At 56.6% G+C, this 26723-nt stretch carries 25 protein-coding genes and 6 tRNA genes; 16 read left to right on the top strand and 15 right to left on the bottom strand.

Going from position 1 to position 26723, the window contains the following annotated elements; all coding sequences use genetic code 11:
• Nucleotides 1–234: a hypothetical protein gene (locus tag OJ965_RS07930; protein WP_009088895.1), complete on the bottom strand. Its 234-nt coding sequence runs from the start codon at nucleotides 232–234 to the stop codon at nucleotides 1–3.
• Nucleotides 235–519: 285 nt separating this feature from the next.
• Here OJ965_RS07930 and OJ965_RS07925 point away from each other — a divergent pair, with 285 nt between their 5' ends.
• Nucleotides 520–1746, top strand: a complete 1227-nt coding sequence (locus OJ965_RS07925; protein ID WP_033736497.1) for an L-lactate MFS transporter — start codon at nucleotides 520–522, stop codon at nucleotides 1744–1746.
• 35 nt (nucleotides 1747–1781) lie between these two features.
• On the opposite strand, the gene OJ965_RS07920 is transcribed toward OJ965_RS07925, so the two are convergent.
• The 5 genes from OJ965_RS07920 to OJ965_RS07900 all read right to left on the bottom strand — a co-directional run bounded on the left by OJ965_RS07920 (nucleotide 1782) and on the right by OJ965_RS07900 (nucleotide 5776).
• Entirely contained in the window at nucleotides 1782–2657 is an 876-nt protein-coding gene (locus tag OJ965_RS07920) for an SMP-30/gluconolactonase/LRE family protein (RefSeq protein ID WP_009088893.1), read from the bottom strand.
• 510 nt (nucleotides 2658–3167) lie between these two features.
• A complete protein-coding gene (locus OJ965_RS07915) occupies nucleotides 3168–3449 on the bottom strand; it encodes a putative periplasmic lipoprotein (RefSeq protein WP_009088892.1) in 282 nt (93 codons plus the stop codon).
• 265 nt (nucleotides 3450–3714) lie between these two features.
• Complete coding sequence (locus OJ965_RS07910; protein WP_265138705.1) at nucleotides 3715–4521, bottom strand: hypothetical protein; 807 nt, start codon at nucleotides 4519–4521, stop codon at nucleotides 3715–3717.
• Nucleotides 4522–4530: 9 nt separating this feature from the next.
• On the bottom strand, nucleotides 4531–4983 hold the full coding sequence (locus OJ965_RS07905) for a universal stress protein (RefSeq protein WP_009088890.1): 453 nt from the start codon (nucleotides 4981–4983) through the stop codon (nucleotides 4531–4533).
• A 7-nt stretch (nucleotides 4984–4990) separates the two neighbouring features.
• Nucleotides 4991–5776 carry an IclR family transcriptional regulator gene (locus tag OJ965_RS07900; protein ID WP_009088889.1) on the bottom strand — a complete coding sequence of 262 codons (786 nt, stop codon included), beginning with the start codon at nucleotides 5774–5776 and terminating at the stop codon, nucleotides 4991–4993.
• Between the two features lie 149 nt (nucleotides 5777–5925).
• On the opposite strand from OJ965_RS07900, the gene OJ965_RS07895 reads away from it, so the two are divergent.
• From OJ965_RS07895 to ypdK, 3 genes are all read left to right on the top strand, one after another.
• Entirely contained in the window at nucleotides 5926–7524 is a 1599-nt protein-coding gene (locus tag OJ965_RS07895; protein WP_140922707.1) for an MFS transporter, read from the top strand.
• A 2-nt stretch (nucleotides 7525–7526) separates the two neighbouring features.
• Nucleotides 7527–8555: an HlyD family secretion protein gene (locus OJ965_RS07890; protein ID WP_167429635.1), complete on the top strand. Its 1029-nt coding sequence runs from the start codon at nucleotides 7527–7529 to the stop codon at nucleotides 8553–8555.
• Between the two features lie 201 nt (nucleotides 8556–8756).
• Entirely contained in the window at nucleotides 8757–8831 is a 75-nt protein-coding gene (gene ypdK / locus OJ965_RS07885) for a membrane protein YpdK (protein ID WP_099257831.1), read from the top strand.
• A gap of 51 nt (nucleotides 8832–8882) precedes the next feature.
• Here ypdK and alaC read toward each other — a convergent pair whose 3' ends face one another.
• Together alaC and OJ965_RS07875 are read right to left on the bottom strand one after the other, a co-directional pair.
• Nucleotides 8883–10118, bottom strand: a complete 1236-nt coding sequence (gene alaC / locus OJ965_RS07880; RefSeq protein WP_009088884.1) for an alanine transaminase — start codon at nucleotides 10116–10118, stop codon at nucleotides 8883–8885.
• Nucleotides 10119–10235: 117 nt separating this feature from the next.
• Entirely contained in the window at nucleotides 10236–10760 is a 525-nt protein-coding gene (locus OJ965_RS07875; protein ID WP_111208575.1) for a GNAT family N-acetyltransferase, read from the bottom strand.
• A 278-nt stretch (nucleotides 10761–11038) separates the two neighbouring features.
• On the opposite strand from OJ965_RS07875, the gene OJ965_RS07870 reads away from it, so the two are divergent.
• Together OJ965_RS07870 and OJ965_RS07865 are read left to right on the top strand one after the other, a co-directional pair.
• A complete protein-coding gene (locus tag OJ965_RS07870) occupies nucleotides 11039–12709 on the top strand; it encodes a sensor histidine kinase (RefSeq protein WP_111208565.1) in 1671 nt (556 codons plus the stop codon).
• Nucleotides 12706–13434 (top strand): LytR/AlgR family response regulator transcription factor, encoded by a 729-nt coding sequence (locus OJ965_RS07865; RefSeq protein WP_009088880.1) that lies wholly within the window; start codon nucleotides 12706–12708, stop codon nucleotides 13432–13434. The genes OJ965_RS07870 and OJ965_RS07865 overlap by 4 nt, the downstream gene beginning before the upstream one ends.
• Before the next feature lie 122 nt (nucleotides 13435–13556).
• Here OJ965_RS07865 and glk read toward each other — a convergent pair whose 3' ends face one another.
• Together glk and ipdC are read right to left on the bottom strand one after the other, a co-directional pair.
• On the bottom strand, nucleotides 13557–14522 hold the full coding sequence (glk, locus tag OJ965_RS07860; RefSeq protein ID WP_009088878.1) for a glucokinase: 966 nt from the start codon (nucleotides 14520–14522) through the stop codon (nucleotides 13557–13559).
• Between the two features lie 160 nt (nucleotides 14523–14682).
• Nucleotides 14683–16335, bottom strand: coding sequence for an indolepyruvate decarboxylase (gene ipdC, locus OJ965_RS07855; RefSeq protein ID WP_265138700.1), 1653 nt, complete (start codon nucleotides 16333–16335; stop codon nucleotides 14683–14685).
• Between the two features lie 219 nt (nucleotides 16336–16554).
• Between ipdC and mgrA the strand changes: the two genes are divergently transcribed.
• Together mgrA and OJ965_RS07845 are read left to right on the top strand one after the other, a co-directional pair.
• Nucleotides 16555–17544, top strand: a complete 990-nt coding sequence (gene mgrA, locus OJ965_RS07850) for an L-glyceraldehyde 3-phosphate reductase (protein WP_150028918.1) — start codon at nucleotides 16555–16557, stop codon at nucleotides 17542–17544.
• Nucleotides 17545–17714: 170 nt separating this feature from the next.
• On the top strand, nucleotides 17715–18119 hold the full coding sequence (locus tag OJ965_RS07845) for a DUF2502 domain-containing protein (protein ID WP_265138699.1): 405 nt from the start codon (nucleotides 17715–17717) through the stop codon (nucleotides 18117–18119).
• 45 nt (nucleotides 18120–18164) lie between these two features.
• Here the strand turns inward: OJ965_RS07845 and OJ965_RS07840 are convergent, their stop codons facing one another.
• The gene (locus OJ965_RS07840; RefSeq protein ID WP_265138698.1) at nucleotides 18165–19406 is read right to left on the bottom strand and encodes an Nramp family divalent metal transporter; all 1242 of its coding nucleotides are present in this window, start codon (nucleotides 19404–19406) and stop codon (nucleotides 18165–18167) included.
• A gap of 369 nt (nucleotides 19407–19775) precedes the next feature.
• Here OJ965_RS07840 and OJ965_RS07835 point away from each other — a divergent pair, with 369 nt between their 5' ends.
• Complete coding sequence (locus OJ965_RS07835; protein WP_009088868.1) at nucleotides 19776–20966, top strand: NupC/NupG family nucleoside CNT transporter; 1191 nt, start codon at nucleotides 19776–19778, stop codon at nucleotides 20964–20966.
• A gap of 300 nt (nucleotides 20967–21266) precedes the next feature.
• On the opposite strand, the gene OJ965_RS07830 is transcribed toward OJ965_RS07835, so the two are convergent.
• Together OJ965_RS07830 and OJ965_RS07825 are read right to left on the bottom strand one after the other, a co-directional pair.
• Nucleotides 21267–21342 (bottom strand) — tRNA-Ala (locus OJ965_RS07830).
• Between the two features lie 44 nt (nucleotides 21343–21386).
• A tRNA-Ala gene (locus OJ965_RS07825) sits at nucleotides 21387–21462 on the bottom strand.
• Between the two features lie 360 nt (nucleotides 21463–21822).
• Here OJ965_RS07825 and OJ965_RS07820 point away from each other — a divergent pair.
• Together OJ965_RS07820 and OJ965_RS07815 are read left to right on the top strand one after the other, a co-directional pair.
• Nucleotides 21823–22611 carry a formate/nitrite transporter family protein gene (locus OJ965_RS07820; protein WP_009088865.1) on the top strand — a complete coding sequence of 263 codons (789 nt, stop codon included), beginning with the start codon at nucleotides 21823–21825 and terminating at the stop codon, nucleotides 22609–22611.
• Nucleotides 22612–22722: 111 nt separating this feature from the next.
• On the top strand, nucleotides 22723–23076 hold the full coding sequence (locus OJ965_RS07815; protein WP_009088863.1) for a YfeC-like transcriptional regulator: 354 nt from the start codon (nucleotides 22723–22725) through the stop codon (nucleotides 23074–23076).
• A 35-nt stretch (nucleotides 23077–23111) separates the two neighbouring features.
• On the opposite strand, the gene gltX is transcribed toward OJ965_RS07815, so the two are convergent.
• A complete protein-coding gene (gene gltX, locus OJ965_RS07810; protein WP_058958166.1) occupies nucleotides 23112–24527 on the bottom strand; it encodes a glutamate--tRNA ligase in 1416 nt (471 codons plus the stop codon).
• Nucleotides 24528–24798: 271 nt separating this feature from the next.
• On the opposite strand from gltX, the gene OJ965_RS07805 reads away from it, so the two are divergent.
• From OJ965_RS07805 to OJ965_RS07785, 5 genes are all read left to right on the top strand, one after another.
• Nucleotides 24799–24874, top strand: a tRNA-Val gene (locus OJ965_RS07805).
• Between the two features lie 40 nt (nucleotides 24875–24914).
• Nucleotides 24915–24990: transfer RNA gene (locus OJ965_RS07800), tRNA-Val, on the top strand.
• A 34-nt stretch (nucleotides 24991–25024) separates the two neighbouring features.
• Nucleotides 25025–25100 (top strand) — tRNA-Val (locus tag OJ965_RS07795).
• Nucleotides 25101–25104: 4 nt separating this feature from the next.
• Nucleotides 25105–25180, top strand: a tRNA-Lys gene (locus OJ965_RS07790).
• Nucleotides 25181–25414: 234 nt separating this feature from the next.
• Nucleotides 25415–25768, top strand: coding sequence for a FlxA-like family protein (locus OJ965_RS07785; protein WP_033736159.1), 354 nt, complete (start codon nucleotides 25415–25417; stop codon nucleotides 25766–25768).
• Here OJ965_RS07785 and OJ965_RS07780 read toward each other — a convergent pair.
• On the bottom strand, nucleotides 25765–26685 hold the full coding sequence (locus OJ965_RS07780) for a LysR family transcriptional regulator (RefSeq protein ID WP_058957427.1): 921 nt from the start codon (nucleotides 26683–26685) through the stop codon (nucleotides 25765–25767). The two genes, OJ965_RS07785 and OJ965_RS07780, sit on opposite strands and share 4 nt — an antisense overlap.
• Nucleotides 26686–26723: the final 38 nt, after the last annotated feature.

Raw genomic sequence — 26723 nt, 5'->3', positions numbered from 1 at the left:
TTATGCCCACGACTGCGGGAGGAGTTGCTGCGGCTGATTGATCGCTTTGCGCGCAATCCAGTAGAGCAGAACACGCTCATCGTCACCGTCACGGTCAGCCATCGACAGCAGCTTGAGTGCCAGCGTCGATTTCGTCACAGGCTGCTGTTCTGTACTGAGTTCAACCACGGCCTGACCGATGATGCAGCAGACTTCATCTTCACTGGTAGTGGATTCATATGTCCGGTCTTTCATATTTCCTCCTGTTGAGTGAACCCCTATCCTGGCAAAAGATCCGGAAACCTGCTTACAGAAACAGCAGTGTGAAACATTATCTTACCGCTCATTACGCTTACTCATCAGGTTGCCGCTTTGGTTACCTTCAGCGCGACCTCACAGAGAGTGCACAATGCCATTCATACCCGCTGGATGGCATTTCATTCCCTGATCCGTTCCGTTCATGCGTTTGCTACGCCTGCGCGCGCGTTACTGCTTTATTCTGACCGCAGTTTCCAGATTCCCGGACGGGAGAGATAAATGATGAACCAGACACAGCAGGCTTCATACCAGCGTTCCCGCTGGCTTACATTGTTCGGCACCGTAATCACTCAGTTCGCGCTGGGGTCAGTCTACACATGGAGTCTTTTCAACGGCCAGCTCTCCCACAAGCTGAATGCACCGATCAGTCAGGTGGCTTTTTCGTTTGGCCTGCTGAGTCTGGGGCTGGCAATTGCCTCGTCACTGGCCGGTAAATTACAGGAACGTTTTGGCGTGCGCCGCGTCACAATCGGAGCCGGTGTGCTAATGGCGGTCGGCTTCTGGCTGACCGCGCAGGCTGATAACCTGATGATGCTCTATTTCAGCGCCGGGTTGCTGGTGGGTCTGGCCGATGGGGCCGGTTACCTGATGACCCTGTCAAACTGCGTGAAGTGGTTCCCGGAGCGCAAAGGGATGATCTCTGCCTGTGCCATTGGCGCATATGGCCTGGGCAGTCTGGGATTCAAGTTCATCTGCGGCGCTCTGCTGGCTTCGGTAGGTCTGGAGCAGACCTTTATGATCTGGGGCGTGCTGGCCATGTCGATGATTATCCTGGGGGCTTTGCTGATGCGCGATGCGCCTCTGCAGGAAAACAGCAGCAGCCAGCGAGGTCAGCAACAGGCGCGTGATTATACGCTGGCACAATCGGTGCGTATGCCGCAGTACTGGATGCTGGCGCTGATGTTCCTGACCGCCTGCATGAGTGGTCTCTATGTTATCGGGGTGGCTAAAGACATCGGTGAAGGCCTGGTGCATCTGACCACCCAGACTGCCGCCAGTGCCGTCACCGTGATCGCCATCGCTAACCTGAGCGGTCGTCTGGTGCTGGGCGTGCTGTCCGACCGGATGATGCGCATCCGGGTGATTTCGCTGGCGCAGATCGTGTCGCTGATCGGGATGAGCGTGCTGCTTTTCACCCGGATGAATGAGAGCACTTTCTTCCTGTCACTCGCCTGTGTGGCCTTCAGCTTTGGCGGAACCATCACGGTATTTCCTTCGCTGGTCAGTGACTTCTTCGGCCTTAATAACCTGACCAAAAACTATGGCCTGCTCTATCTCGGCTTTGGCATCGGCAGCGTACTGGGCTCACTGGTTGCCTCACTGTTTGGCGGTTTCACGGTGACATTCAGCCTGATTATGACGCTGCTGGTCATCTCCCTGTTCCTGTCACTCACTATCCGTCTGCCACAGCGTACGGTTGCGCCAGCACCGGTATTGCAGCGCCACTGATCCTGTCGGGCCGTGTTGCCACGGCCCAATCATCCTCAGCCGCGGAAACGCGGCTCTGCCACACCCGCCACGGCCACGTCCACAGCAAAGAGATCGCCCGACAGGGGATAGCGCGCCAGCTCCTCCTCCGTTCGATCTTCCCGTGAGCTGGTGATAAACAGCGTTTTAAGGTCGGCGCCGCCAAAGGCCACCATGGTTGGCCACTTCACCGGCAGCAGGATCTCATCGACGATTTCACTGCTCTGCGGGTCGATACGCACCACACGTCCGCCATCGAACTGGGCTGACCAGTAAAATCCTTCGCTATCCACCGCAGCACCATCCGGTAGTCCCCCTTTCGCATCGAAGCGCCGGAATACCGTACGCTCGCCCGGTTCCCCCTGCTCATCTAAAGGATAGCGATAGAGGGTCTCGTTCGGCGTGTCACTGTGATACATCCAGCGCCGATCGGGGGAGAAAGCCAGCCCGTTAGAGATTTTGATGTCGCGCGCTTTCACCTCCAGCGTCAGGTCGGGCGTGACGCGGCAAAGCAGGCCGCCATTTTTATCCTGCGGCTCCCACAGGCTGCCACACCAGAAATTGCCCCAGGGATCGACGCGTCCATCATTGAACCGGCTTAACGGCGCGTCACCCGGATTTTCGGCAATCTTTTTCTCAGGCCGGCCCTGTGCGTCCAGCAGCCAGACACCGTTACGCAAGGCGGCGATCAGTCCACCCTGCTCGCGCAGACCAATGCAGCCTACCTCTTCCGCCTGCGGAAAAGTCTGCAGTTCACCGCTGGCCGGGTCGAAACGGTGAATCGCCGGTGCCAGAATATCGACACTCCACAACACCTGTTCTTCCACTGACCAGAGCGGACATTCGCCCAGCTCAGCCTGTAATGCCAGAATATGTCTTACTTCATGTGCCATGTTTTTCTCCCGTTAAACTGACCTGCTAATAATGTAGTGATAAAAACGGTCATATGAGAATTATTTTCGCTTGATTTTAAGAAGATTCTCTCTGATAGTGTTTATTATTCAGCCCATTCTGATTTCTTTATTTTCAGCCGCCGCAGAAAAGACCGCGCTGAAATATTCCGTCATATCTGTTTAAATAACTCTACAAAGCCTGCATTCTCACTCCACTTTTCCGTCGTAATGTCATAGTCATTGGAAAAGAGGAGACGCTTCCGATGAAGAGATTAATTAAAGTCGCTTCGGTGGTAACGCTGATGACCTTATTAAGCGGTTGTATCATCAGCCCGAGGCACGACAACGGCTGGCACCATGGAGGTGGCGGGTATCACGGAGGCTATTACGGAGGTCATCACGGAGGGTATCATGGCGGTCACCATCGCCATTAACGGGCAAAGATGTCACACAGCATAAAATAAAAATATAAAATCGTCAGGGCGGGATAATTATCCCGCCCTTTTTTATTTAGCTTTTTATGGCGTAATTACACTGGAACCACGCTTTCTTCAGCCCCGGAATATGACTTTCCTGTGCCGGCAGCGCCTCCACTTTATCAAATCCTTTGTTGCTGCAGTAATTCGCCAGGTCAATATCCATCGCATCACGATTGACCTTCAGCGGGTCAAACCGATACTGAACGGTATTTGAGCTGGGATCTTCGTCAACACGTTCAAATGCCCCGGGTTTGCTGGAGGTACATCCACTCAGCAGAATAAGCGCCAGTGCGCCGGTAATTAATTTTTTCATTTCGTTGTCCTCACTTTGCCGCGCAGTGTATGACGCGGCCTGTCACGCATCCATAGGATTAATGCGCGAAAAATCGAAACCTTAGAAGATTTTGACAATTAATGCGATACGATTAAACGGCTATCGCTATCGTACCAGACATGACAGGATGCAGTCAGACCCAACGAAAGACTGCACCACACCAGGAAATGCCAAAAATAAGAATCTGTTCCTTTCTTCCCTGCCCGCGCTTAGCGGGCTTTTTTTGCCCGCTTCCGGCCATCCGTTACTGACCGGTCAGGGCAATCATTCTACGTAACAGATTAGCGGCGCGCTTGTCAGGTAATGCCAGAATGGCACTGTAGAGATCGATAGACATGGCACACAGCGAGGAACGGTCTACCGCCGTGTCGGCAGGCATATTCAGCTGCTGCAGCTTTTCGCCCCACTGCTGATAGAGGCGACCGACGATGTTCTGCAGATCCGCCTGTGCCAGCGGCTTATCCAGTGGCTGATCGGGCGGAGGACTGTTCAGCAGCAGCTGTTCCATCGCATCCGCCTCCTTGCGGTTCAGGGAAGGTGGCAGCGTGGTCAGCAAATTGATGCCTCCGCTCACCTGCGGATAGAGATAACGGAAGCAGAGGCCCGGATCGAGTCTGTTAAGCGCCTTCATCTCTTCGACTGAAACGCGGATATAGTTAACAACCGCCTGATCCGTTCCGCGCATCAGCCGCTGATTAATCACCTCGATCAGCCAGCCGCGCAGTTCGCCCGTCGCCTGCTCAGCCGGTTCTCCGGCCCGGATGCGGCGGGTCAGCTCCTGGGTCAGCAGCAGCCACAGCGCCGGTTCCTGCGTCTGCAGCACCCGGTAGCCCGGCATTGTTGCCAGCTGCTTCACCGCCTGCTCATGCTGGCTGGCCTGCAACCGATGCGGGACGACCCAGCTGAACCAGACCAGATTCGCCAGTATCAGCGGCAGCAGAAAGAGAACCAGCCCCTGCCACAAACGCAGCCGGGTCGTTTTGATCAGAACAATAATGATCAGCGCCAGCAGCGCAAACGCCGCCAGCGTAATAAAAAGCAGCCCATTCATGCGGCGGGATTAATCCTTACGCACATCGATCAGCACCGGACAGTGCGCACGTTCAATGACCGACGCGCTGACGGAGCCTTTCAATAACCGGTTAAAAGAGGAGAGATGGCGACGCCCCATAATGATCATGCTGGCCTTGAGCTGCTGCGACTGGGCAACGATAGACTCTGCCGCGTCACCGGCCAGAATCATGCCTCGGGCCGTAATGCCGGCGCGCAGCAGCGGTGCCAGCGCATGGCGCACCACCAGCTCCGCAGTGTTCTGCTCATCCTGCGCGGCCACAAAATCGGCCGGATCTTCACCCGCGTCGATTTCCATCGGCTGATTGCAGGCGGAGTAGGCAGGATCTATACAGCACAGCACCACCACTTCCGCACGATGTGCCAGCGCTTCTTCAATGGTTAAGGCGACCACTTTCTCCGCTACCGGAGAGTGATCAATGGCCATCAGCAGGGTTTTCATCAGATGCTTATCCTTCTATCGCGGCAACTTTGCCGATTTCACGTACCAGTGCCTCTTTACACTTCAGCATCTCGTCACGAAAGCGGGCTTCGTGTCGCAGAAAACGTGCAGAGGGCACCAGCAAAGAGACAGAAAAACGACCAAACAGCGTATCCAGCGCAAACGCCATGGTAGAGACCCCTTCCAGCGTTTCGCCCCGATCCACGGCAATGCCGGTTTCGCGAACCTCCCCGAGCAGCTGCAGCAACTGCGGCAGGGTTTTCACGGTCATATCCGTTAACTCCTGCCAGTCATCGCCGACAATGGTTCGCACATCTTTGTCACACTCGAGCGCCAGCAGTGCCCGCCCCCCGGATGTGCTGTAAAGCGGCAGATTAAGTCCCATATGCGGAACGACACGAAGCTCACGCGATGCCACCACGTGATGAACAATCGCCAGCTGGCTGCCGCTGGCGCGTGCCAGTGAGACGGTTTCGTTGGTATCGGAGGAGAGTTTTTCCAGCAGCGGGCTGACCAGGTCTACGACATCGGTATGGACGCTGGAGATGAGTTTCAGCAGTGCCGGCCCCAGCCGCAGTCCGCCCGCCCCGCTGCTGCGCACCAGCTCTGCGCTGTCGAGCGCGGCGACAATGCGCTGCACCGTTGAACGCGGCAGTTCGACCGCCTGCGCGATCTCGCCGAGGCTCATGCCGCCCGGCTGCTGGCCCAGCGCATTAAGAATTTTTGCCGCACGGGCGATGACCTGTATACCGCCCGTTTTTTCATCCTCGCGGCTGGAGGGGTGATGTGCCATAGCGTCGTCCTGTTTGAGCTGCCTTACTGTAACCCGATTGCCGCACTTTTTACAGCCTGTACCACATTGCAATACAGCATACCGGGATGTAATATTACCGGCTGTATCACATCGCAATACACTGCATCATAATAACGAGATCGCCTGCTATGAACGCCAGGTCCGCCGCTGTGCCGGCCCCCCACCCCTTTACGCTGCGTCTGGCGCTGGGTTTAGTCGGTGTCCTGATCGCCGCCCTGACCTCCGGACTGAACGATCGCGTCAGTGATATTGCGCTGGCCGATATTCGTGCCGCAATCGGTATCAGTGTCGATCAGGGTAGCTGGATTATTTCCGGTTATCAGGCGGCCGAAGTCGCTGCCATGATGATTGCGCCCTGGTTTGCCGTCACGCTGTCGCTGCGACGCTTCACGCTCGGCGTGTCAGCGGGATTTATGCTGACCGGTATTCTGCTGCCGCTGGTGCCTGACCCTACGCTGTTTATCAGCCTGCGCGTTCTGCAGGGACTTTTTGGCGGCGCATTACCGCCGATGCTGATGACGGTTGCCCTGCGCTTTCTGCCGCCCCCGTTTAAACTCTTTGGCCTGGCAGGTTATGCCCTGACCGCGACGTTCGGTCCCAACATGGCGGCCTCGCTCGCCGCGTTGTGGACCGATCACGTCAGCTGGATGATGGTCTTCTGGCAGGTGGTGCCCGGCATGCTGATTGCCATGCTGCTGATCAGCCGCGGGATCCCGCAGGACCCGCTGCGTCCCGAACGCTTTCAGCAGATCGATCTGTTCGGCATGGTGACCGGCTGCAGTGGGGTGGCGCTGCTGGTGCTGGTGCTGACCCAGGGGGAGCGACTCGACTGGCTCAATTCGCCGCTGATTACCGGGATGCTGCTGACGGCTCTGCCGCTGCTGCTGGTCTTTCTGATTAACGAGTGGTTTCACCCGCTGCCGCTGTTTAAGCTGCAGATGCTCCGGCGGCCCAATCTGGCGCATGGCTTGCTGGGCCTGGCCTGCGTGCTGATCCTGGGACTGTCAGGTTCTGCCCTGCCTTCCGCCTATTTTGCTCAGGTCAGCGGATTTCGCACCCTGGAGTTTGCCCCGCTGGCGCTGACGGTCGGCCTGCCGCAGCTGCTGATCGCGCCGCTGATTGCCGCCCTGCTGAATATTCGCCGGGTCGACTGCCGCTGGATGCTGACGGCGGGCGTCGGCCTGCTGGTGGTTGCCTGTCTGCTGGGCACACAGATCACCAGCGACTGGGCGCGACAGAATTTCTGGCTGCTGCAGATCCTGCAGGCGTTCGGACAACCCATGATCATTCTGCCGATTCTGATGAGCGCCACCAGCGTCGTGGCGCCACCCGAAGGCCCCTTTGCCTCGGCGATGTTTAATACGGTGCGCGGCTTTTCCAGCATCGCAGCCTCCACACTGGTTGAAGTATTCCTGACTCACCGCGAGCAGTTTCACTCCAGCGTGCTGATCGACCAGGCGGCCAGCCGCAGCTGGCTGATGACCGCACCGACCGCCGCTCAGGCCAGCAGCAGCCTGCCGCTGTTGCCTGACGGCAGCATCAGTACCAGCGCGAATCTGAGTGGATTCGCCACCCTGGTGCGGCATCAGGCAACGGTGCTGGGCCTGAGCGACAGCTGGCTGATGCTGACAGGCTTTGCCGCCTGCCTGCTGGTGCTGACCGCCATCCTGCCAAAACGGGTCTGGCCGCCGCAGACTCTGATTCAACCCCCTTCCCGGAATAACTGAATATGCGTGCTTTTGAAATGAAAAGAACCCTGCTGCTGACTCTGCTGCTGGTGATTTTGCTGGTCATGGCCTTTGTCGTCTGGTCACTGATGAACGGCAACGATCACCGCACCAACGATGCTTACATCAATGCCGATTACACGCTGGTGGCACCGAAAGTCCCGGGCTATATCAGCAGCGTGCAGGTTCAGGATAATCAGCAGGTTAAAGCAGGCCAGCTGCTGGCCACGCTGGACGATCGTGACTATCGCGTGGCGCTGGAGAGCGCCACCGCTGACCTGCAGGTGAGCCAGGCGAAGCTGCTCAGCAGTCAGGCGCAGCTTGAACAGCAGCAGTCCGTGATCGATCAGCAAAAAGCCAGCGTAGCGGCCAGTCAGGCGTCAGCACAGTATGCCGGTCAGAGCGCGGAACGCTACAACCGCCTCTATAAGAGCGGCACCGTTGCAGCCGACGATCAGCAAAAAGCGAGCTCAACTCAGCGCTCAGCCCTGGCGGCGGTTCACCAGAGTCAGGCCGCGCTGGCGTCAGCCGTTAAACAGGTGGGGGTACTCCAGGCAGCGGTGCGGTCGGCGGAAGCGGATGTGGCTGCCGCGAAGGCCAGCGTCGATCAGGCCCGGCTGAATCTCTCCTACACGCGTATTGTCGCCCCGGTGGACGGCATGGTCGGTCAGCGTGCGGTGCGGACAGGCGCCTATGTCTCCGCCGGAACACGTCTGCTGGCGGTGGTCCCGCTGCAGCAAACCTACGTGACCGCGAACTATCTTGAGACGCAGCTCAGCGATGTGCGTCCCGGTCAGCGGGTGCAGATCCGGGTAGATGCCCTGCCTGGCAGGACGTTCACCGGCCACGTGGACAGCATTGCACCGGCAACCGGCGCAACTTTTTCCGCTATCTCTCCCGATAACGCTACCGGCAACTACACTAAAGTGGTTCAGCGTTTGCCGGTCAAAATTGTGCTGGATAGTGACCAACCCAATCTGGCCCAGTTGCGTGTCGGCATGTCTGCGATCCCGGACATCGACGTACCGTAATATTGTGAGCAATATCTCAGAACGGACCTATTTCATTTGGGCGGGATTACGCGTAAATTAGCGCTCGATCCTGTTCTGAGTTATTCAGATCGACCCGGACAAGAGAAGACCCTGCCGCTTATGGCGCTCTCTTTTCCACATCTGTTCGCGTTGCACTGGTTTGGGATCGCCATCATCGTAACCGCTCAGAGGAGTTGCTTTGTGAAATATGCCTTGATGGGAATTTCTTTTTTCGCATTACTTTGGTTCGGAACCTTCGTTCTGCTGCTGAAGTAACGGCGTGACAGTGCCGCCAGAGGGCGACGTTAACGTCGCCCTTGCTGGCTGTCAGCGTTCTTCTTCCTGCAGTTTCATGCTGCCCGGCAACACGCCGTCGGCACGAAACATCGCTTTTATCCCCCGCACCGCCTGACGTATGCGATCGCTGTTTTCAATCAGCGCAAAACGCACGTGCGTATCACCGTAGTCGCCAAATCCGATACCGGGCGAGACACAGACTTTTGCCTCCTGCAGCAGATGTTTGGCAAATTCCAGCGATCCCAGATGCGCATAGTGGTCCGGAATTTTTGCCCAGACGTACATGGACGCTTTCGGATTCTCCACCATCCAGCCCGCTTCATGCAGACCTTTCACCAGCACATCGCGACGGCGTTTGTACTGCTCGGCGATGTCGCGCACGCACTGCTGATCGCCCTCGAGCGCAGCAATCGCCGCCACCTGGAGCGGTGTGAACGTGCCGTAGTCGTGGTAGCTTTTGATACGCGCCAGTGCGGCAACCAGCTCTTTGTTGCCCACCATGAAACCAATGCGCCAGCCCGCCATGTTGTAGCTTTTCGACAGGGTAAAGAATTCCACGGCGACATCACGCGCCCCCGGCACCTGCATGATTGACGGCGCTTTCCAGCCGTCGTAGACGATGTCGGCGTAGGCCAGATCGTGGATCACCAGCACGTTGTACTGTTTCGCCAGCGCAATGACCCGTTCGAAAAAGTCGAGTTCCACACACTGGGCGGTGGGGTTGGACGGGAAGCCGAGGATCATCATTTTTGGCTTGGGATAACTCTCGCGGATGGCGCGTTCCAGCTCGTTGAAGAAGTCAACGCCCGCCACCAGCGGCACTGACCGCACCTGCGCACCCGCAATCACCGCGCCGTAGATATGAATCGGATAGCTGGGGTTCGGCACCAGCACGGTGTCGCCGTGGTCCAGCGTTGCCAGCATCAGATGCGCCAGCCCCTCTTTAGAGCCGATAGTGACAATCGCCTCCGATTCCGGATCGATTTCGACCTGATAGCGATCGGCGTACCAGCGGGAAATGGCCCGGCGCAGACGCGGAATGCCGCGGGAAGTCGAGTAACCGTGGGTGTCATCACGCTGTGCCACCTGGCAGAGCTTTTCGACGATATGCGGTGGGGTCGGACCATCGGGATTGCCCATTGAAAAGTCGATGATATCTTCGCCGCGCCGGCGCGCAGCCATCTTCAGTTCAGCGGTGATATTAAAAACGTAAGGGGGTAAACGTTCAATACGCGAGAAACGACGGGGTGTGCTGTTATCAGCCATAGTGTCCTCTGGATTACGTAAGCGCCCGGACCGTCCGAGCGACGCGGGTCACTGCAGTGACCCGTTATGAACATAACGTGGTGAGGATCATTTTGTCGAGCATGGCAGAAAATATTTTTATTGCTGCGGATTCAGTCGTCCCAGCAGCCAGTCGTTCACCCAACAGCCGTTCAGCAGATAATTATCCCGCAGCGTCCCCTCCAGCTGAAAACCGTTCTTCTCCAGAATACGGCGCGAGGCCCAGTTACCTTCCACCACCAGCGCCTTAAGTTTATGGAAATCAGCCTCCAGTAAAAACTGGCACAGGGCCGCCAGCGCCTCGCTGCCATATCCCTGACCGCAGTAGCGATGCAGCAGCATGTAGCCCACTTCTGCCTGCCGATGCGGCTCCCACTCCGGGCTGCAGCCAAACAGGCCAATCGGCTCCCCGTTATCCCGCCGCCGCGCAACCAGACAGAGCATATGAAAGCTCCCGGGCTGCCAGGGGGCCAGACGCGACGTGAAACGCTGGCGGATATCCGCCTCATCAGGGATTTCACTCACCCAGGCCATGGTGTCGCGATCTTCATGGACGGCGCGAAACAGTTGCCAGTCTTCTGGCTGTAGTCGGGTGAGGGTTAAACGGGTGGTGACAAGTTGCATCTGCTGCTCCCGGGTGATGCGGTTTACCGGCGATCGCTGGCACGCGTTAGCGCGCAACATAGCAAAACGGCCTTCCAGCGACCAGCGTTAACCGGCGGGAAATCTGTTCCCCTTTATTGCGCTCAGGCTTTCCTCTTTTAGCTGCATTCCCTTAAAAATTGACCTGCAGCAGGAATGCCCGGCACGATTCACCAGGAGGCTGGCGGTTCGCGATCACATTTTTTATCATAGGGTCACTTTCCCTTGCCGACGAGCCGCCTGTGCCCTCCCACTTCACGATGTTGCTGGCCGTTTTTGACCGCGCCGCCCTGATGCTGATCTGCCTGTTTTTCCTGACGCGCACCCGTCCGTTTCGTCAGCTGCTGCAGAAAGATGAACATACCCGCGCAGAGAAGATAGCGGTCACCGCGATCTTCTCCCTGTTTGCCCTGTTCAGCACCTGGTCGGGGGTCAATGTGGATGGGTCGCTGCTGAACGTGCGGGTGATCGCCGTGATGGCGGGCGGCATCCTGTTTGGTCCCTGGGTCGGTATCGCCACCGGCATCATCGCCGGCCTGCACCGCTTTCTGATCGATATCCACGGCGTGACTTCCGTTCCCTGTCTGATTACCAGCATCATTGCCGGTGTTGTGGCGGGGGGCATTAACCGGCGGGTCCTGAAAGAGCATCGCTGGCGTGCCGGTATCGTCGGCGGGATGCTGTGTGAAGCCCTGACGATGGTGCTGATTGTCTTGTGGGCGCGCCCCACATCGCTCGGCCTGGCGATAGTGTCCGAAATCGCCCTGCCGATGATCCTCGGCGCCTCCAGCATCGGCCTGATTGTGTTGCTGGTGCAGAGCGTTGAAGGGGAAAAAGAGGCGATTGCCGCGCGTCAGGCCAAGCTGGCGCTGGAGATCGCCAATAAAACGCTGCCGCTGTTTCGTCAGGTTAACAGCGACTCACTGCGCAACATCTGTGACATTATCCGGCGGGAAATCAAAGCCGATGCGGTGGCGATGACCGATAAAAAGCAGATTCTGGCCTATGTTGGCTATGGCGAACATAACTATCAGCACGGGGATGACGGTATCAGTCCTACCACCGCGCAGTCGATCGCCAGCGGTAAAATTATCATCAAAAACAATGATGAAGCCCATCGCACCAAAGACATTCACTCCATGATTGTGATTCCGCTGTGGGAAAAGGGCAAGGTCACCGGTACGCTGAAAATTTACTACCGTCGTGCGCATCGTATTACCGGCTCGCTGAAAGAGATGGCGATCGGTCTGTCACAGATTATCTCTACGCAGCTGGAGGTGTCGCGCGCCGAGCAGCTGCGCGAAATGGCCAATAAAGCGGAACTGCGAGCGCTGCAAAGCAAAATAAATCCCCATTTTCTGTTTAATGCCCTGAACGCGATCTCCTCCTCCATCCGGCTCAATCCCGATACCGCCCGCCAGCTGGTGATTAACCTGTCGCGCTATCTGCGCTACAACCTGGAGCTGAACGACGATGAGCTGATCGACATCCGCAAAGAGCTGTGGCAGGTCAAAGATTACATCGCCATAGAGCAGGCGCGGTTTGGCGACAAGCTGACGATGATTTATGACGTCGATGAAGATCTGCACTTTCTGCTGCCCAGCCTGCTGATTCAGCCGCTGGTGGAGAATGCCATTGTGCACGGTATCCAGCCCTGTAAAGGCAAAGGCGTGGTGACGCTGAGCGTGCGGGATCAGGGCGACCAGGTGCGGATTTCAGTGCGGGATACCGGCAAGGGGATCAGCCAGGAGGTGATGGCCCGGGTGGCGCGCAACGACATGCCCGGCAATAAAATCGGCCTGCTCAACGTGCATCACCGGGTGAAACTGCTGTCGGGTCAGGGATTGTGCATTGTGCGACATGAGCCGGGCACGGAAATCTCTTTTACGCTCAGTAAAAACGGCCAGCGGCTGGCGGAGAATCTGTTATGAAAGCCATTATTGTGGAAGATGAATTCCTGGCGCAGCAGGAGCTGAGCTGGATGATCCAGCATCACAGCAAAATCGAAATTGAAGCCTGCTTTGATGATGGCCTCGACGTGCTGAAGTATCTGCAACAGCATCGGGTGGATGTGATCTTTCTCGACATCAACATTCCTTCACTGGATGGCATGCTGCTGGCGCAGAACATCCATCAGTTTGCCCACAAGCCGCTGATTGTCTTCATTACCGCCTGGAAAGAGCATGCGGTGGAGGCGTTTGAGCTGGAGGCGTTTGACTACATTCTCAAGCCCTATCAGGAATCACGGATTGTCACCATGCTGAACAAGCTTGAAGCCACGGCACAGGCGCAGCAGGCGGTCAGCCACCTCAGTGCCACACCCGCCCCGCAGACGGTCAATCTGGTCAAAGATGAGCGCATCATCGTCACGGACGTGAATGATATTTACTACGTTGAGGCACATGAGAAGCTGACGTTCGTCTACACCCGGCGTGAATCCTATGTGATGTCGATGAACATTACCGAGTTCTGTTCCCGCCTGCCGGAGCAGCAGTTTTTCCGCTGCCATCGCTCTTACTGCGTCAGCCTGAACAAAATTCGCGAAATCGAACCCTGGTTTAACAATACCTATCTGCTGAAACTGCGCGATCTGGAATTTCAGGTGCCGGTCAGTCGCAGCAAGGTCAAGCTGTTTCGACAGTTAATGCGGCTCTGACGCCGGGGAAAAGCGTGTCCGGGAAGGGAGTCGTAAAGCGGATAAGGCGTGCCCGGGCCGCCCTGATCAAGCCGGGAACCCGCTCGCGCACAGTCAGATGCCGTGCACGAGCGGAAGCCGGATCAGATTTCGCGACCCAGGGTCTGACGCAGATGCGCGCCCGCGCCCAGCAGGCCAGGCTGATCGTGCGTAATCATATAGACCGGAATGCTGGCCACATAGTCGCGGAAACGCCCTTTGTCTTCGAAGGCAGCGCGGAACCCGGACGCCTTAAAGAACTCCAGGAAGCGAGGCACGATGCCCCCTGCGATGTAGACGCCCCCGAAGGTGCCGAGATTCAGCGCCAGATTGCCGCCAAAACGGCCCATGATGACGCAGAACATCGACAGCGCACGACGGCAGTCGGTGCAGCTGTCATCCAGCGCACGCTGGCTGACATCTTTCGGCTTCAGGTTCTCCGGCACGCGCTTGTCCACTTTAACAATCGCGCGATAGAGGTTAACCAGACCGGCACCCGACAGCACGCGCTCGGCGGAAACATGGCCAAGCTCTTCGCGCAGCACTTCCAGAATCTGATCTTCTTCTTCGCTGTTGGCCGCCAGATCGACATGGCCGCCCTCGCCCGGCAGGCTTACCCAGCGCTTGTCCACATGCACCAGATGGCTGACGCCTAATCCGGTTCCGGCACCATAAATCGCGATAGGTTTATCTTTTACCGGTTCAGTTCCGCCGAACTGAATCACATTGTCAGCGGTCAGCATCGGGATCGCCATTGAGACGGCCGTGAAGTCGTTAATGATTTCCAGGTGTTCAAAACCGATGTTCTCTTTGAGCTTGCGCGTCGAAAACGCCCAGTCATGGTTGGTCATTTCAACCCAGTCATCGGTAATCGGGCAGGCAATGGCAATACAGCCATCTTTAACATCCTGCTGTTGTTCATCAAGATAGTGGCGGATGACAGCTTCGAGGCTGTCGTAGTCTGATGTTGAGAATGTTTTGGCCTGGGAGATGCTGCCGCTTTCCACCTCACACAGGGCGAGGCGCGCGTTAGTCCCGCCGACATCGCCGACCAAGGCATAGGTTGTCATTCTTCTGTTGCTCCGCTTGGGGTCTTAAGAGTTGGAGGACACTATAAAATTCTGCCCATAAAACAACAACGCTCACCGGTGCGATTGGTGAGCGTCTTACTCAGGTGTGCTACAGCCTAACCGCGATAGTCAACCCTGCACAGCGGCAACTATCTGAATCTTAGCCGCCGTTGCGTTGATTCAGGCAGGCCGTGACTTTTCGTAACAGCGGCGGCAGATCGTCTTTCGGCATCACCACCTCAACCAGCGACAGCCATTGAGGCCGTGAGAGCCGCGCCATCACCTCGTTTAACTGCACCGTTTCACTGATGCGCCAGCTCTGCGCCTGGCCCTGCAGGCTGAAAGCGTGCGGTAAGGCGGTCCAGTTCCACTGTGCAATATCATTATAACGTTGAGTTGCACCGTGAATCGCTCTTTCGACGGTATAACCTTCATTATTCAGCAGAAAGATAATCAGCGACTGCCGGTCACGCAGCATTGAGCCCAGTTCCTGAATGGTCAGCTGCGCCGAGCCGTCACCGATGATCAGGATAACCCGGCGATCCGGCGCGGCCGTCTGCGCGCCAAAGGCTGCCGGGAGAGTATAGCCGATCGAGCCCCACAATGGCTGCACCACCAGCTGTGCCTGTGAAGGCAGTCGCAGGGCTGCTGCACCAAAGGCTGCCGTACCCTGTTCGGCCAGAATCAGGTCGCCGGGTTGCAGGAATGACTGCATGGCCTGCCAGAACGCCTGCTGACTGATGATCGCCGCTGGCGCTTCGGGCTGCGCGACGGTGGGCGTGTCACCACTCTGCCACTGCTGCCCATATTGCGCGAACAGCGACTGGAGCTCGCTTAACGCATCGGCCATCGACAGCGGCGCAAACTGTTCCGAGCCTGCGCGGGCGCTGTGCGGCTGCAGGTCAATACATTTCTCCGGGGCGAACTGCTGCGTGAAGCCCGCGGTGATCGTATCGGTAAAACGGACGCCGACGCAGATCGCCACGTCCACCTGCTCAATCTGTTCACGCACCTGTCCGGCGCTCGCCTCACCGGCATAGGTGCCGACGTAACCCGGCTGCTGTTCATCCAGTACGCCTTTACCCATCAGCAGCGTGGCGCAGGGTATCGCACGCTGTTCACGCAGCGCGGCCAGTGCCGCCTGCTGCTGCCAGCGCAGCGCAAGGAAATCCGCCAGCAGTGACACGCGCTGCGCCGAAGCCAGCATCCGCTCCGCCGCAGCGCGGAAAGCACGGCGGACGTCGGGCGAAGAGGTTTGCCGGATAATCAGCGGCCGGGCGGGTGGCGGGACTTCCGTCGCCGCGACGTCAACCGCCAGCGAAAGATAACCCGGACGACGAGCCTGCAGCGCATGGGTTATCACCCGGTCAATCTCAGCCGTGGCGTTGTCCGCGGTAAGCCGGGCGGTTGCGGCGCTGACCTCCCCGGCCATACGAATAAAATGCTGAAAATCGCCATCGCCCAGCGAATGGTGAACGCAGTCACCCTGCGACTGTGCGCCTGTCGCAGGCGCACCCACGATGTGAATGACCGGCAGATATTCAGCATAGCTGCCTGCGACGCCGTTGATTGCGCTCAGCTCGCCGACACCAAAGGTGGTCAGTAGTGCCCCTGCGCCGTTGCAGCGCGCATAACCATCCGCCGCATAGGCTGCGTTAAGTTCATTGGCGCACCCCACCCAGCTGAGGGTGGGATGGGCAATGACCCGATCAAGAAACTGGAGGTTATAGTCGCCCGGCACACCAAACAGATGCTCTATACCAATCTCCTGCAGACGGCTTAGCAGGTAATCGCCAACGGTAAATGTAGACATCGCGCATTCCTTTCAGGGAAGAGTCGGCTTAAGTATCTGACAGCCGTTGAAATTAGCGAGAAAAGGGGTAGCTTTCAGCCGCCGCAATGTGCGGAAAGCGGGCGTTACGCTGGCGGAATATTCTGTAAAATTGCGAACTGGTGCGCATTGCGACCAAGTGTAACCGTATACACTGATAGACTTTTGGCACATCTTCCCGTTTTTACTCAGGAGCGCTGAATGTCCTCTTTCCCCCATCCCGACCGTTATCAGCAGATGGAATACCGGCGCAGCGGCCGCAGCGGCATTAAGCTGCCCGCCATTTCGCTGGGGCTGTGGCATAACTTTGGTGACAGCACCCGCGTCGATAACAGCCGTGAACTGCTGCGCCATGCCTTTGACCGTGGCATTACGCACTTCGACTTAGCGAATAACTATGGTCCGCCGCCCGGCTCGGCAGAGGAAAACTTCGGCCGGCTTCTGCGGGAAGATTTTCGGGCGCATCGCGATGAGCTGATTATCTCCACTAAAGCGGGTTACACCATGTGGCAGGGGCCTTATGGCGACTGGGGATCGCGTAAGTATCTGGTCGCCAGTCTGGACCAGAGCCTGAAACGTATGGGGCTGGAGTATGTGGATATTTTCTATCATCACCGCCCCGATCCGGACACCCCGCTGGAGGAGACGATGCGCGCGCTGGATCATGTGGTGCGTCAGGGCAAAGCGCTCTACGCCGCCCTCTCGAACTATCCGGCCGGGCTCGCGGCTGACGCGATAGCGATCCTGCGCGATCTCGGCACGCCCTGTCTGATCCACCAGCCGCGCTATTCGATGTTTGAACGCACACCGGAGCAGGGACTCATTCAGACGCTCGGCGAGGCGGGCGTCGGCTGTATCGCCTTTTCCCCGCTGGCGGGTGGCGTCCTCACCGATCGCTATCTGCAGGGCATCCCGGCCGATTCGCGTGTGGCCAGCGGCAGCCGCTTCCTGGATGAGAACCAGCTGACGGAGGAGAAAATGGCGCGGGTGCGCAGACTGAATACCCTGGCGCAGCAGCGCGGGCAGAAGCTGGCGCAGATGGCGCTGGCGTGGGTGCTGCGCGATGAGCGCGTCACCTCGGTACTGATTGGTGCCAGTAAAACGGCGCAGATTGATGATGCCGTGGCGATGCTGGCCCGCCGTGAATTCAGCGACGACGAGCTGGCAGCCATTGACGCGGCCCTGATGTGATCCCTGCCCTGCCCGGTGCTCACCGGGCAGTTTCAGGGCCAGAATTGTCTCAATCCCCTTTCTCTCCCCAATTTCCTCACAATCTTCCGACACAATGATACGGTAACAACAGCAATCCGCAGGCACAGACTGCGCCGCAACAGCATCAGACTGTTGATGAGGAGAAAAAAATGAAAAGAGCCCTGATATTTGCTGCCCTGCTGGCCCTGTTGTCGCCACTGGCACACCAGACCGCCCAGGCCTCTGGAGCCTCTATTACACTGTCCCCCGGCGTAACCCTGAACCTGGGTGACCGCGATCGCCGTGGCTACTACTGGGATGGCGGTCGCTGGCGTGAACCGCGCTGGTGGAACGATCGTTATTCTTATAATGAACGCCGCTGGTGGCGCCACGAAGAGTGGCGGCGTCATCAGCAGTGGGAGCGTGAACGTCGCTGGCATGAGCGCGACCGTGAGCGTCGCTGGGAACATCAGCATCGCCGCGATCGTGACTGGGATCATCATGACCGTCGTGGTCCGGGGCCGCATGGGTTCGGGCCTCACGGACCGGGCCCGCACGGCCACGATCGTCACTAAACAAAACGCCCGGCATAACCGGGCGTTTTTTGTCAGTCAGGCGCGTTACAGCCCCAGCGCCTCTCCCACCAGCAAATAGAGGTTCAGCGTAATCACCAGCAGCACAATCAGGCGGCCGGTGTTCTGCATCAGGCGGGAGTTAACCATATCCTCCCCCATCAGCTCGCGATTGCCGGTAAAAGCCAGCAGCGGGATCAGCGCCAGTGCAATTCCGAAACTCAGCAGCACCTGACTCATCACCAGAACCCGGGTTGGGTCCCAGCCTGCCGCGATGACAATAAACGAGGGCAGCATGGTGATGGTGCGGCGTAACCAGAGCGGAATATGGAAGCGGATAAAGCCCTGCATCACCACCTGTCCCGCCAGGGTGCCCACCACGGTCGAGGATAATCCCGCGGCGACCAGACTCAGACCGAAGACCGTCGCCGCTGCCTGACCCAGCAGCGGTTGCAGCGTCAGGTAGGCCTGATCGAGTTCCGCAATTTTACTGTGACCGCTGAAGTGAAAGGCGGCTGCCGCAGTCGCCATCATCGCCAGATTGACGAATCCGGCAATCGTCATCGCAATGGCCACGTCCAGCTTGGTCGAGGAGTAACGCTGACTTTTACTTTCCTCACTTTTACCCTGCGTCAGGGCAGAGTGCAGATAGATGACGTGCGGCATGATGGTGGCGCCCAGCACACCGGCCGCCAGGAAGACGGCATCGGATGTCGGCAGCGCGGGCAGTGCCATCCCGGTCACCAGCTCTTTGACGTCAGGCTGAGAGAAGAAGAGTTCGACGATATAGGCCGCCGCCACAAACAGCAGCAGTCCTCCGATCACCAGCTCCAGCGGCTTTTGCCCCCGGCTCTGCAGCATCAGGATCAGGAATGTGGCGACACCGGTCAGCACTGCGCCCTGCATCAGCGAGATACCGAGCAGCAGTTTGAACCCCAGCGCGGCCCCGATAAACTCCGCCAGGTCGGTCGCCATCGCAATAATTTCTGCCTGCACCCAGTAGAACCAGACGGCGGGCCGGGGAAAACGATCGCGGATATGTTCAGCGAGGTTTTTACCCGTGGCGATACCCAGCTTGGCGGACATCAGCTGGATCAGCATGGCCATGACGTTTGCCCACACCACGACCCACAGCAGCTTATAGCCGTAAGCGGCGCCCGCCTGAATATTGGTCGCAAAGTTGCCCGGATCGATATAGCCGATAGCGGCGATAAAGGCGGGCCCCAGCAGTGCGAGTTTGACTTTTCTGACTCCGCGAGCGGCGCGCTCGGCGGTACGACTTTCAAACATATCCGGTACCCTGTCTGAACATGTGCCTGCCCCGGCAGCTTAGGGGTTGGCATGAGCAAGTGAAATTCGTTTATTGTTATCGGTGTAATAGATACTGCTATAAAGTATAGCCATTGCTATACATTACAGCAAAGGAAGTGACTGCTAAAAATGTGAGCAAGCATGTCACTTTACGCTCTGTGTAAAATATAGACAATAATTATGTGGTTATAAGAGGTAAATGATTTGTAAACAGGACGTGATCACGGAAACTTTTCTGGAAAATATAGCGATAGCGAATACTTATATTGTGGTTCAGATCTCGTTTTTAAGTAACGCGTTACATAGAATACGCAGCAAAATACAATCCTCCTCAAATTTGGAGCAACTATGTCCCATATTTTGCAGTTTATTTTAGCACTGGTGGTGGTCGGGATACTCTCCCTGCTGGTCAGTCACGATCGTAAAAGCATTCGCATCCGCTACATCATACAGCTACTTGTGATTGAAATAGTCCTCGCCTGGTTCTTCCTGAACTCAGAAGCGGGACTGGGCTTCGTTAAAGGTTTCGCAGGCTTCTTTGACCATCTGCTGAAGTATGCTGCCCAGGGAACCAACTTTGTCTTTGGCAACATGAACGACAAAGGTCTGGCCTTCTTCTTCCTGAACGTCCTCTGCCCTATCGTCTTTATCTCTGCGCTGATCGGCATTCTGCAGCATTTCCGTATCCTGCCGTGGGTGATTCGCGGTATCGGCACCGTGCTGTCGAAAGTGAACGGCATGGGAAAACTGGAATCTTTCAACGCCGTGAGTTCTCTGATTCTGGGACAGTCAGAAAACTTCATTGCCTATAAAGATATCCTCGGCAAAATGTCTAACCGCCGCATGTACACCATGGCAGCAACCGCGATGTCGACCGTCTCGATGTCTATCGTCGGTGCCTACATGACCATGCTGCAGCCAAAGTATGTGGTCGCGGCGCTGGTGCTCAACATGTTCAGCACCTTCATTGTGCTGTCGCTGATTAACCCTTATCGCGTTGAGAACGAAGAAGACCTCCAGTTGCAGGATCTGCACAAGGGTCAGAGCTTCTTTGAGATGCTGGGTGAATATATTCTGGCGGGGTTCCGCGTCGCGATTATCGTTGCGGCCATGCTGATTGGTTTTATCGCGCTGATTTCAGGCCTGAATGCGCTGTTTGACCTCATCTTCGGCGTCACCTTCCAGGGCGTGCTTGGCTTTGTCTTCTATCCGTTTGCGTGGATGATGGGCGTGCCGTCCGGTGAAGCGTTGCAGGTTGGCAGTATCATGGCGACCAAGCTGGTCTCCAATGAGTTTGTTGCCATGATGGATCTGCAGAAAATTGCGGGTCAGCTGTCGCCAAACTCAGAAGGTATCCTGTCGGTGTTCCTGGTGTCGTTTGCTAACTTCTCATCCATCGGCATCGTGGCCGGTGCGATTAAAGGTCTGAACGAAGAACAGGGCAACGTGGTCTCCCGCTTTGGCCTGAAGCTGCTGTACGGCTCTACGCTGGTCAGCGTGCTCTCCGCCGCTATCGCCGGGCTGGTGCTGGCGTTTTAAGTTTCAGAGGGCGAGCCGGTCTCGCCCTTCTCTTCTGCCTTGCCCTTCTCTTCCCTGCATCGCTTTAACTTATCCCCTTCGCTCCCCTTCCGCCCGCCTGCTCAGGCCTGTTCTCTTCGTTTAACAGCCGTGCAGAGGCCGCGCAGCATGTCCGGGACAGCAGCATGGCGCAGAACAACCCTGATGGCGAAAAGCGTTAACGAGGGCAAAGCGGGAGAAACAGCAACAGAAAGTGAGACTCGCAGAAAAGGCGAAGAATGCGTACTACAGAAAGGATGTTGACAGCGATGTGTCAGAAAATGGTGGAGATAAGCGGGATCGAACCGCTGACCTCTTGCATGCCATGCAAGCGCTCTCCCAGCTGAGCTATACCCCCACATCTGGAATCATTTTTCAGTACCAAACTTTTGGGAAGAAGTTTGGTGGAGCTAAGCGGGATCGAACCGCTGACCTCCTGCATGCCATGCAGGCGCTCTCCCAGCTGAGCTATAGCCCCGAACCGAAAAACTGTCGTGTTAAGCGACGGACGGCATAATATGAAACCGTCCCCGGGGTGTCAACGGCAAAATCACATTCTCGGTTTGATCGCTGAAAAAGGCGGCAACCTGCGAAGTTTCAGCAGCATGGCGCAGCGGAAAACCGTGATGCTGACCTCATACGGGGACAACGGCTGTTATTTACCCTGAGGTCAGGTTAATTCATGGTTAAATATGTTATAGGAATTTTCTTGTCTTCATCTTTTACGCATGCAAAACTTAGCCCGCTAATTTAGCGGATGCCGGGACCCTCTCCCGCGCGCCGCGCGTCCACCAGGCGTTTATCGTCCCATTATTCATAAAAAAACTACTGAGATACTATGTCGCTGCATACACCTAAAGAAATCGCACAACTGGCGATCCAGGCAGGCGTGGCTAAAAGCCGTGTGCCTGTCAGCATCCTTCTGATTCTCGGCTTTTTGGCGGGCGCGTTTATCGCGACCGGCTTCCTGCTGGATCTTCATGTCATTAACTCCCTGCCTGCAGACTGGGGCTCCTTTGGCGGCCTGCTCGGCGCAGCCGTTTTCCCGGTCGGGTTGATTCTGACGGTACTGGCCGGTGGTGAGCTGCTGACCGGTAATATGATGACCCTGCCTGTCGCCTGGTTCGCCCGTCGCATCAGCTTTATGAGCGTGGCGCGCAACTGGTTCTGGGTAACCCTGGCTAACTTCCTCGGCAGCGTGGCTGTCGCCTGGTTCTTTGGCCACATCCTGGGCATGACCGAAGGCGATTATCTGAAGAAGACCGTAGCCATCGCCTCGGCAAAAGTTCACGCCGATTTCCTGCACGCTTTTATTTCCGGCATCGGCTGCAACTGGCTGGTCTGCCTGGCGGTCTGGCTGGCGTTTGCCAGTAAAGATGTGGTGGGCAAAATCTTTGGCATGTGGTTCCCGATCATGGCGTTTGTGGCCATCGGCTTCCAGCACGTCGTCGCGAACATGTTCATTATTCCGGCCGCCATTTTTGCAGGTCAGCTGAGCTGGGCGGAATACTTCCCCAACTTCGTTGCCGTCTTCGCAGGTAATGCCGTTGGGGGCGCCGTCTTCGTCGGCCTGGCCTACTTCCTTGCCTTCCGTCCTGCCGCTGAACCTGCCAGCAACCCGCAATAATCCTCTTTTGCCTTTTGTCGAGCGACAAAAGGCAATTTCTGCTTCAGTTACTTTCACGCGTTAGGTTTTGCTGTAATATGTACCGCTAATGTATTTAACAGGGATAGCATCGTGAAAAAGGAATGGCTTACTCCCGAAGAGCTGGCTGCAGAAACGGGTTACAGTCGGCAAACGGTGAATAAATGGATTAAGCGTGAGAACTGGACGACGACACCGAAGCCCGGTGTGCAAGGCGGCAAAGCGCGTCTCATCCATATTGATGAGCGTGTGAAAAGTTTTATTCAGTCTACCCGCAATCTCCACGAACCGGTGGCAACCTACGGTGCCGCAGCCAATTCGTTACCTGCGTTATTAATAAGTTCCGTCCAGCAAATGAGTCAGGAAGAGCAGGATCAGTTCACTGCGTTAATCTTACGTGAAGGGATAAAAGGCGTGCTGCAGCGACTGGGCATCAGCCAGGAGTAAAGAAACCGGAAGCGTGAAGCTTCCGGCTGTGTGAATTAAGCCTGCGCTTCCCGCTCACTGATAAAGGCCAGAGCCTGCTCAATGCGCGCCACGCTGCGGCTGCGGCCAATCGCCTCCACGGTGACATCCAGACCCGGAGACTGACCAGCACCGGTCACCGCAACACGCAGCGGCATGCCGACTTTGCCCATCCCGACTTCCAGCTCATCTGCCGTACTCTGAATAGCCTGATGCACGTTTTCAGCGTTCCACTCAGCGATTGCGGCCAGCTTATCGCGCACCACTTCCAGCGGCTGACGCGCCACCGGACGAAGATGTTTCTTCGCGGCATCCGCATCAAATTCGGCAAAGTCTTCATAGAAGTAGCGGCACGATTCCGCCATCTCTTTCAGCGTTTTGCAGCGTTCGCCCAGCAGACCCACCAGCTTCGCCAGTTCCGGGCCGGTGCGGGTATCAATGTTCTGCTGTTCAATATGCCACTGCAGATGGGTCGCCACATATTCAGGCGGCAGCGCGTTAATGTAGTGATGGTTCAGCCACTGCAGTTTCTCAGTGTTGAACGCACTGGCAGACTTGCTGACCGCATCCAGGGTAAACAGCTCGGTCATTTCAGCTACGCTGAAAATTTCCTGATCGCCGTGTGACCAGCCAAGACGCACCAGGTAGTTCAGCAGCGCTTCCGGCAGGTAGCCATCATCACGATACTGCATAACCCCTACCGCACCGTGACGTTTAGAGAGTTTTTTACCGTCATCGCCCAGGATCATCGAAACGTGCGCATAGACCGGAACCTGTGCACCAATCGCTTTAAGGATATTGATCTGGCGTGGCGTGTTGTTGATGTGGTCTTCACCGCGAATAACGTGGGTGATACCCATATCCCAGTCATCTACGACGACGCAGAAGTTGTAGGTTGGCGAACCGTCGGTACGACGGATGATCAGGTCATCCAGCTCCTGGTTGCTGAACTCAATCGGGCCACGGATCTGGTCGTCAAAGATGACCGAGCCTTCCTGCGGATTGCGGAAGCGCACGACGCAGGGCTCATCATCGGCATGATGTTCATGGCTGTCACGGCAGCGGCCGTCATAACGCGGCTTTTCATTATTGGCCATCTGCGCTTCACGCAGCGCTTCCAGACGCTCTTTAGAGCAGTAGCATTTATAGGCGGTGCCCGCTTCCAGCATTTCATCAATGACCGCGTTGTAGCGATCAAAACGTTTAGTCTGGTAGTAAGGGCCTTCATTCCAGTCGAGGCTCAGCCAGTTCATCCCATCCATGATGGCTTCAATGGCTTCCGGCGTGGAGCGCTCCAGATCGGTGTCTTCGATGCGCAGCACAAACTCGCCCTGGTTGTGACGGGCAAAAAGCCAGGAGTAAAGTGCGGTACGAGCGCCACCGACATGTAAGTAGCCGGTCGGGCTGGGCGCGAAGCGTGTTTTGATTTTCATTGAGTATTGCCTTAGATGCGCGGGTTCGTTGTCTGGATGACAAAAAACAGGTTAGACGCGAAAAACAGTGGGCACATTCTAGCATCTGCCCATGAATCCTCAATGGATGCCGGCCGGTTGCCGGCCGTGAAAAGGCGCTTTTCTGCCAGTAAAACCAGCATATTGGCTAAAAGCGCGACAGGATGTTTAAAAATAAACCGAACGAACATTTATGTTTTAAAAAGCGTTGACTCAAAATCAACTATCCCTATAATGCGACTCCACACAGCGGGGGTGATTAGCTCAGTTGGTAGAGCATCTCCCTTACAAGGAGGGGGTCGGCGGTTCGAACCCGTCATCACCCACCACTCTTAACAGGGTGCCCGCAGTGAACAGGTATGAAGATATGGGTGATTAGCTCAGTTGGTAGAGCATCTCCCTTACAAGGAGGGGGTCGGCGGTTCGAACCCGTCATCACCCACCATATCTTGCCTGTTAGCACTACTGAAGTACGAAGTGGGTGATTAGCTCAGTTGGTAGAGCATCTCCCTTACAAGGAGGGGGTCGGCGGTTCGAACCCGTCATCACCCACCACTTCGGGTCGTTAGCTCAGTTGGTAGAGCAGTTGACTTTTAATCAATTGGTCGCAGGTTCGAATCCTGCACGACCCACCAATTCAGAGAAAAGCGCCTTTCAGGCGCTTTTTTCGTTTCTGCCCCCCTTCACTTATTCTGGCTGCCTGAGTGCCACGTTTATTTTACTGCGCCAGGCTCAGCCTGAATGACGACTCCCCTCAGAAAGGGGCTTTCAGAAGAAGAATCTGCTTTTTTACTCCCCTGCTCTTTTTGACACTTCAGTTATTCCTGCCTGCGCCGATAACCTTATAGACGAACTACAGGGAGAAAATGATGTCCTCGATAGCCGGAGTTTTAAAAGTTATGTCAGGTGGCGGTGACAGCGGCGGCGGCAGTATCGCCTCGCAGATCGCCGCACTGAATAAACAGATTCAGAGCGTGATGAAAAAAGTCAAAGAGCTGGCCGACAACCACGATCTTGACGAAGACCAGAAATCTAAAATAGCGCAGATGTACCAGTCGCAGATCACCATGCTGGAAGCGCAGATTGCTCAGCTGCAAAAGAAGCAGGCTGAGCAGGCCGAAAAGGCGCAGCAGAAAAGCGACAGTGTTAACCCGGTCAGTGAAAGCAAGGCGAACGGGATTAACCGCCCGACTGACAAAAATAATGTCGATGTCTATATCTAAAACGCGGGCGTAATGGCCCGCTGTTGCGCCAGCAGCGCCGCCTGCTGGCGCACCTCCTGCCAGATGGCTTCGGCGGCGGGCGTCAGCGAGCGGTTTTTGCGTTTAATGAGGGTCAGACTTCGATTGATCTCGGGATAAAGCCGCCGCACGGTGAGCGCGCGATCCGCCGGCAGAGGTAATGCCAGTGCGGGCAGAATACTGATACCAATCCCTACCTGCACCATCGGAAACAGCGTGGCAGGATGACCAATCTCCTGCACCACCTCTGCCTGAATATTCTGCTGCTGCATGGCTGCATCAATCAGTACCCGGCTGCCGGATGCATAATCCTGCAACACCAGCGTGCGCCCATCCAGCATCGACCATTCCGCCCTGTCCACCCGCGCCAGCGGATCATCATCCCGGCACAACAGTAAGAAAGGCTCATCCAGAATGGCAATCGTGTCAAAATCGCTGTCGCGCAGCGGCCCGATTACGATGCCAAAATCGACTTCGGCGTTTCGCACACTTTGCAGCACCCACTGCTGTGCACGGTCGTGCAGTATCACTTTAATGTCGGGGAAGTGCTGCTGGCTGGCCGCCAGACACTGAGGCATCAGATGCGCGGAAATCGTCTGGCTGGCCGCCACCCGCACGGTGCCGCTGCGCTGTTCGCCAAAACTGCGGATATCCAGTAGCGTGGTATTAATCTCCTCCAGCAGACGTTCCATGCGGGATGCCAGCTGTTTTCCTGCCTCGGTCAGCATCACCTCGCGCGTGGTGCGATCCAGCAGCCGCACGCCGGTTTCCGCCTCCAGCTCTTTGATGCTGTGACTCACCGCCGACTGGCTCAGGCCTATCGCCTGCCCCGCCTGGCTGAAACCACCGTAATGTGCCACCGCAATGAAAGTCCGCAATTGACGCAGGGTGTAATTCATCGATTACGCTCATAGATTAATGCAATAAATCAATTTTA

The organism is Pantoea anthophila (assembly GCF_026104315.1).
Taxonomy (GTDB): domain Bacteria; phylum Pseudomonadota; class Gammaproteobacteria; order Enterobacterales; family Enterobacteriaceae; genus Pantoea; species Pantoea anthophila.
Note: the sequence above shows the minus strand (reverse complement) of the source record. Positions and strands in the feature narration are given on the sequence as shown.

Coding starts and splice junctions, on each gene's coding strand:
- OJ965_RS07910 (WP_265138705.1), bottom strand. CDS start 4,521: ATGAATGGGCTGCTTTTTATTACGCTGGCGGCGTTTGCGCTGCTGGCG.
- mgrA (WP_150028918.1), top strand. CDS start 16,555: ATGTCCTCTTTCCCCCATCCCGACCGTTATCAGCAGATGGAATACCGG.
- OJ965_RS07900 (WP_009088889.1), bottom strand. CDS start 5,776: ATGGCACATCACCCCTCCAGCCGCGAGGATGAAAAAACGGGCGGTATA.
- OJ965_RS07870 (WP_111208565.1), top strand. CDS start 11,039: ATGTTGCTGGCCGTTTTTGACCGCGCCGCCCTGATGCTGATCTGCCTG.
- OJ965_RS07895 (WP_140922707.1), top strand. CDS start 5,926: ATGAACGCCAGGTCCGCCGCTGTGCCGGCCCCCCACCCCTTTACGCTG.
- OJ965_RS07840 (WP_265138698.1), bottom strand. CDS start 19,406: ATGTTTGAAAGTCGTACCGCCGAGCGCGCCGCTCGCGGAGTCAGAAAA.
- OJ965_RS07905 (WP_009088890.1), bottom strand. CDS start 4,983: ATGAAAACCCTGCTGATGGCCATTGATCACTCTCCGGTAGCGGAGAAA.
- OJ965_RS07930 (WP_009088895.1), bottom strand. CDS start 234: ATGAAAGACCGGACATATGAATCCACTACCAGTGAAGATGAAGTCTGC.
- OJ965_RS07785 (WP_033736159.1), top strand. CDS start 25,415: ATGTCCTCGATAGCCGGAGTTTTAAAAGTTATGTCAGGTGGCGGTGAC.
- ipdC (WP_265138700.1), bottom strand. CDS start 16,335: ATGTCTACATTTACCGTTGGCGATTACCTGCTAAGCCGTCTGCAGGAG.
- OJ965_RS07820 (WP_009088865.1), top strand. CDS start 21,823: ATGTCGCTGCATACACCTAAAGAAATCGCACAACTGGCGATCCAGGCA.
- OJ965_RS07780 (WP_058957427.1), bottom strand. CDS start 26,685: ATGAATTACACCCTGCGTCAATTGCGGACTTTCATTGCGGTGGCACAT.
- OJ965_RS07915 (WP_009088892.1), bottom strand. CDS start 3,449: ATGAAAAAATTAATTACCGGCGCACTGGCGCTTATTCTGCTGAGTGGA.
- OJ965_RS07925 (WP_033736497.1), top strand. CDS start 520: ATGAACCAGACACAGCAGGCTTCATACCAGCGTTCCCGCTGGCTTACA.
- OJ965_RS07890 (WP_167429635.1), top strand. CDS start 7,527: ATGCGTGCTTTTGAAATGAAAAGAACCCTGCTGCTGACTCTGCTGCTG.
- glk (WP_009088878.1), bottom strand. CDS start 14,522: ATGACAACCTATGCCTTGGTCGGCGATGTCGGCGGGACTAACGCGCGC.
- gltX (WP_058958166.1), bottom strand. CDS start 24,527: ATGAAAATCAAAACACGCTTCGCGCCCAGCCCGACCGGCTACTTACAT.
- OJ965_RS07865 (WP_009088880.1), top strand. CDS start 12,706: ATGAAAGCCATTATTGTGGAAGATGAATTCCTGGCGCAGCAGGAGCTG.
- OJ965_RS07845 (WP_265138699.1), top strand. CDS start 17,715: ATGAAAAGAGCCCTGATATTTGCTGCCCTGCTGGCCCTGTTGTCGCCA.
- OJ965_RS07875 (WP_111208575.1), bottom strand. CDS start 10,760: ATGCAACTTGTCACCACCCGTTTAACCCTCACCCGACTACAGCCAGAA.
- alaC (WP_009088884.1), bottom strand. CDS start 10,118: ATGGCTGATAACAGCACACCCCGTCGTTTCTCGCGTATTGAACGTTTA.
- OJ965_RS07835 (WP_009088868.1), top strand. CDS start 19,776: ATGTCCCATATTTTGCAGTTTATTTTAGCACTGGTGGTGGTCGGGATA.
- OJ965_RS07920 (WP_009088893.1), bottom strand. CDS start 2,657: ATGGCACATGAAGTAAGACATATTCTGGCATTACAGGCTGAGCTGGGC.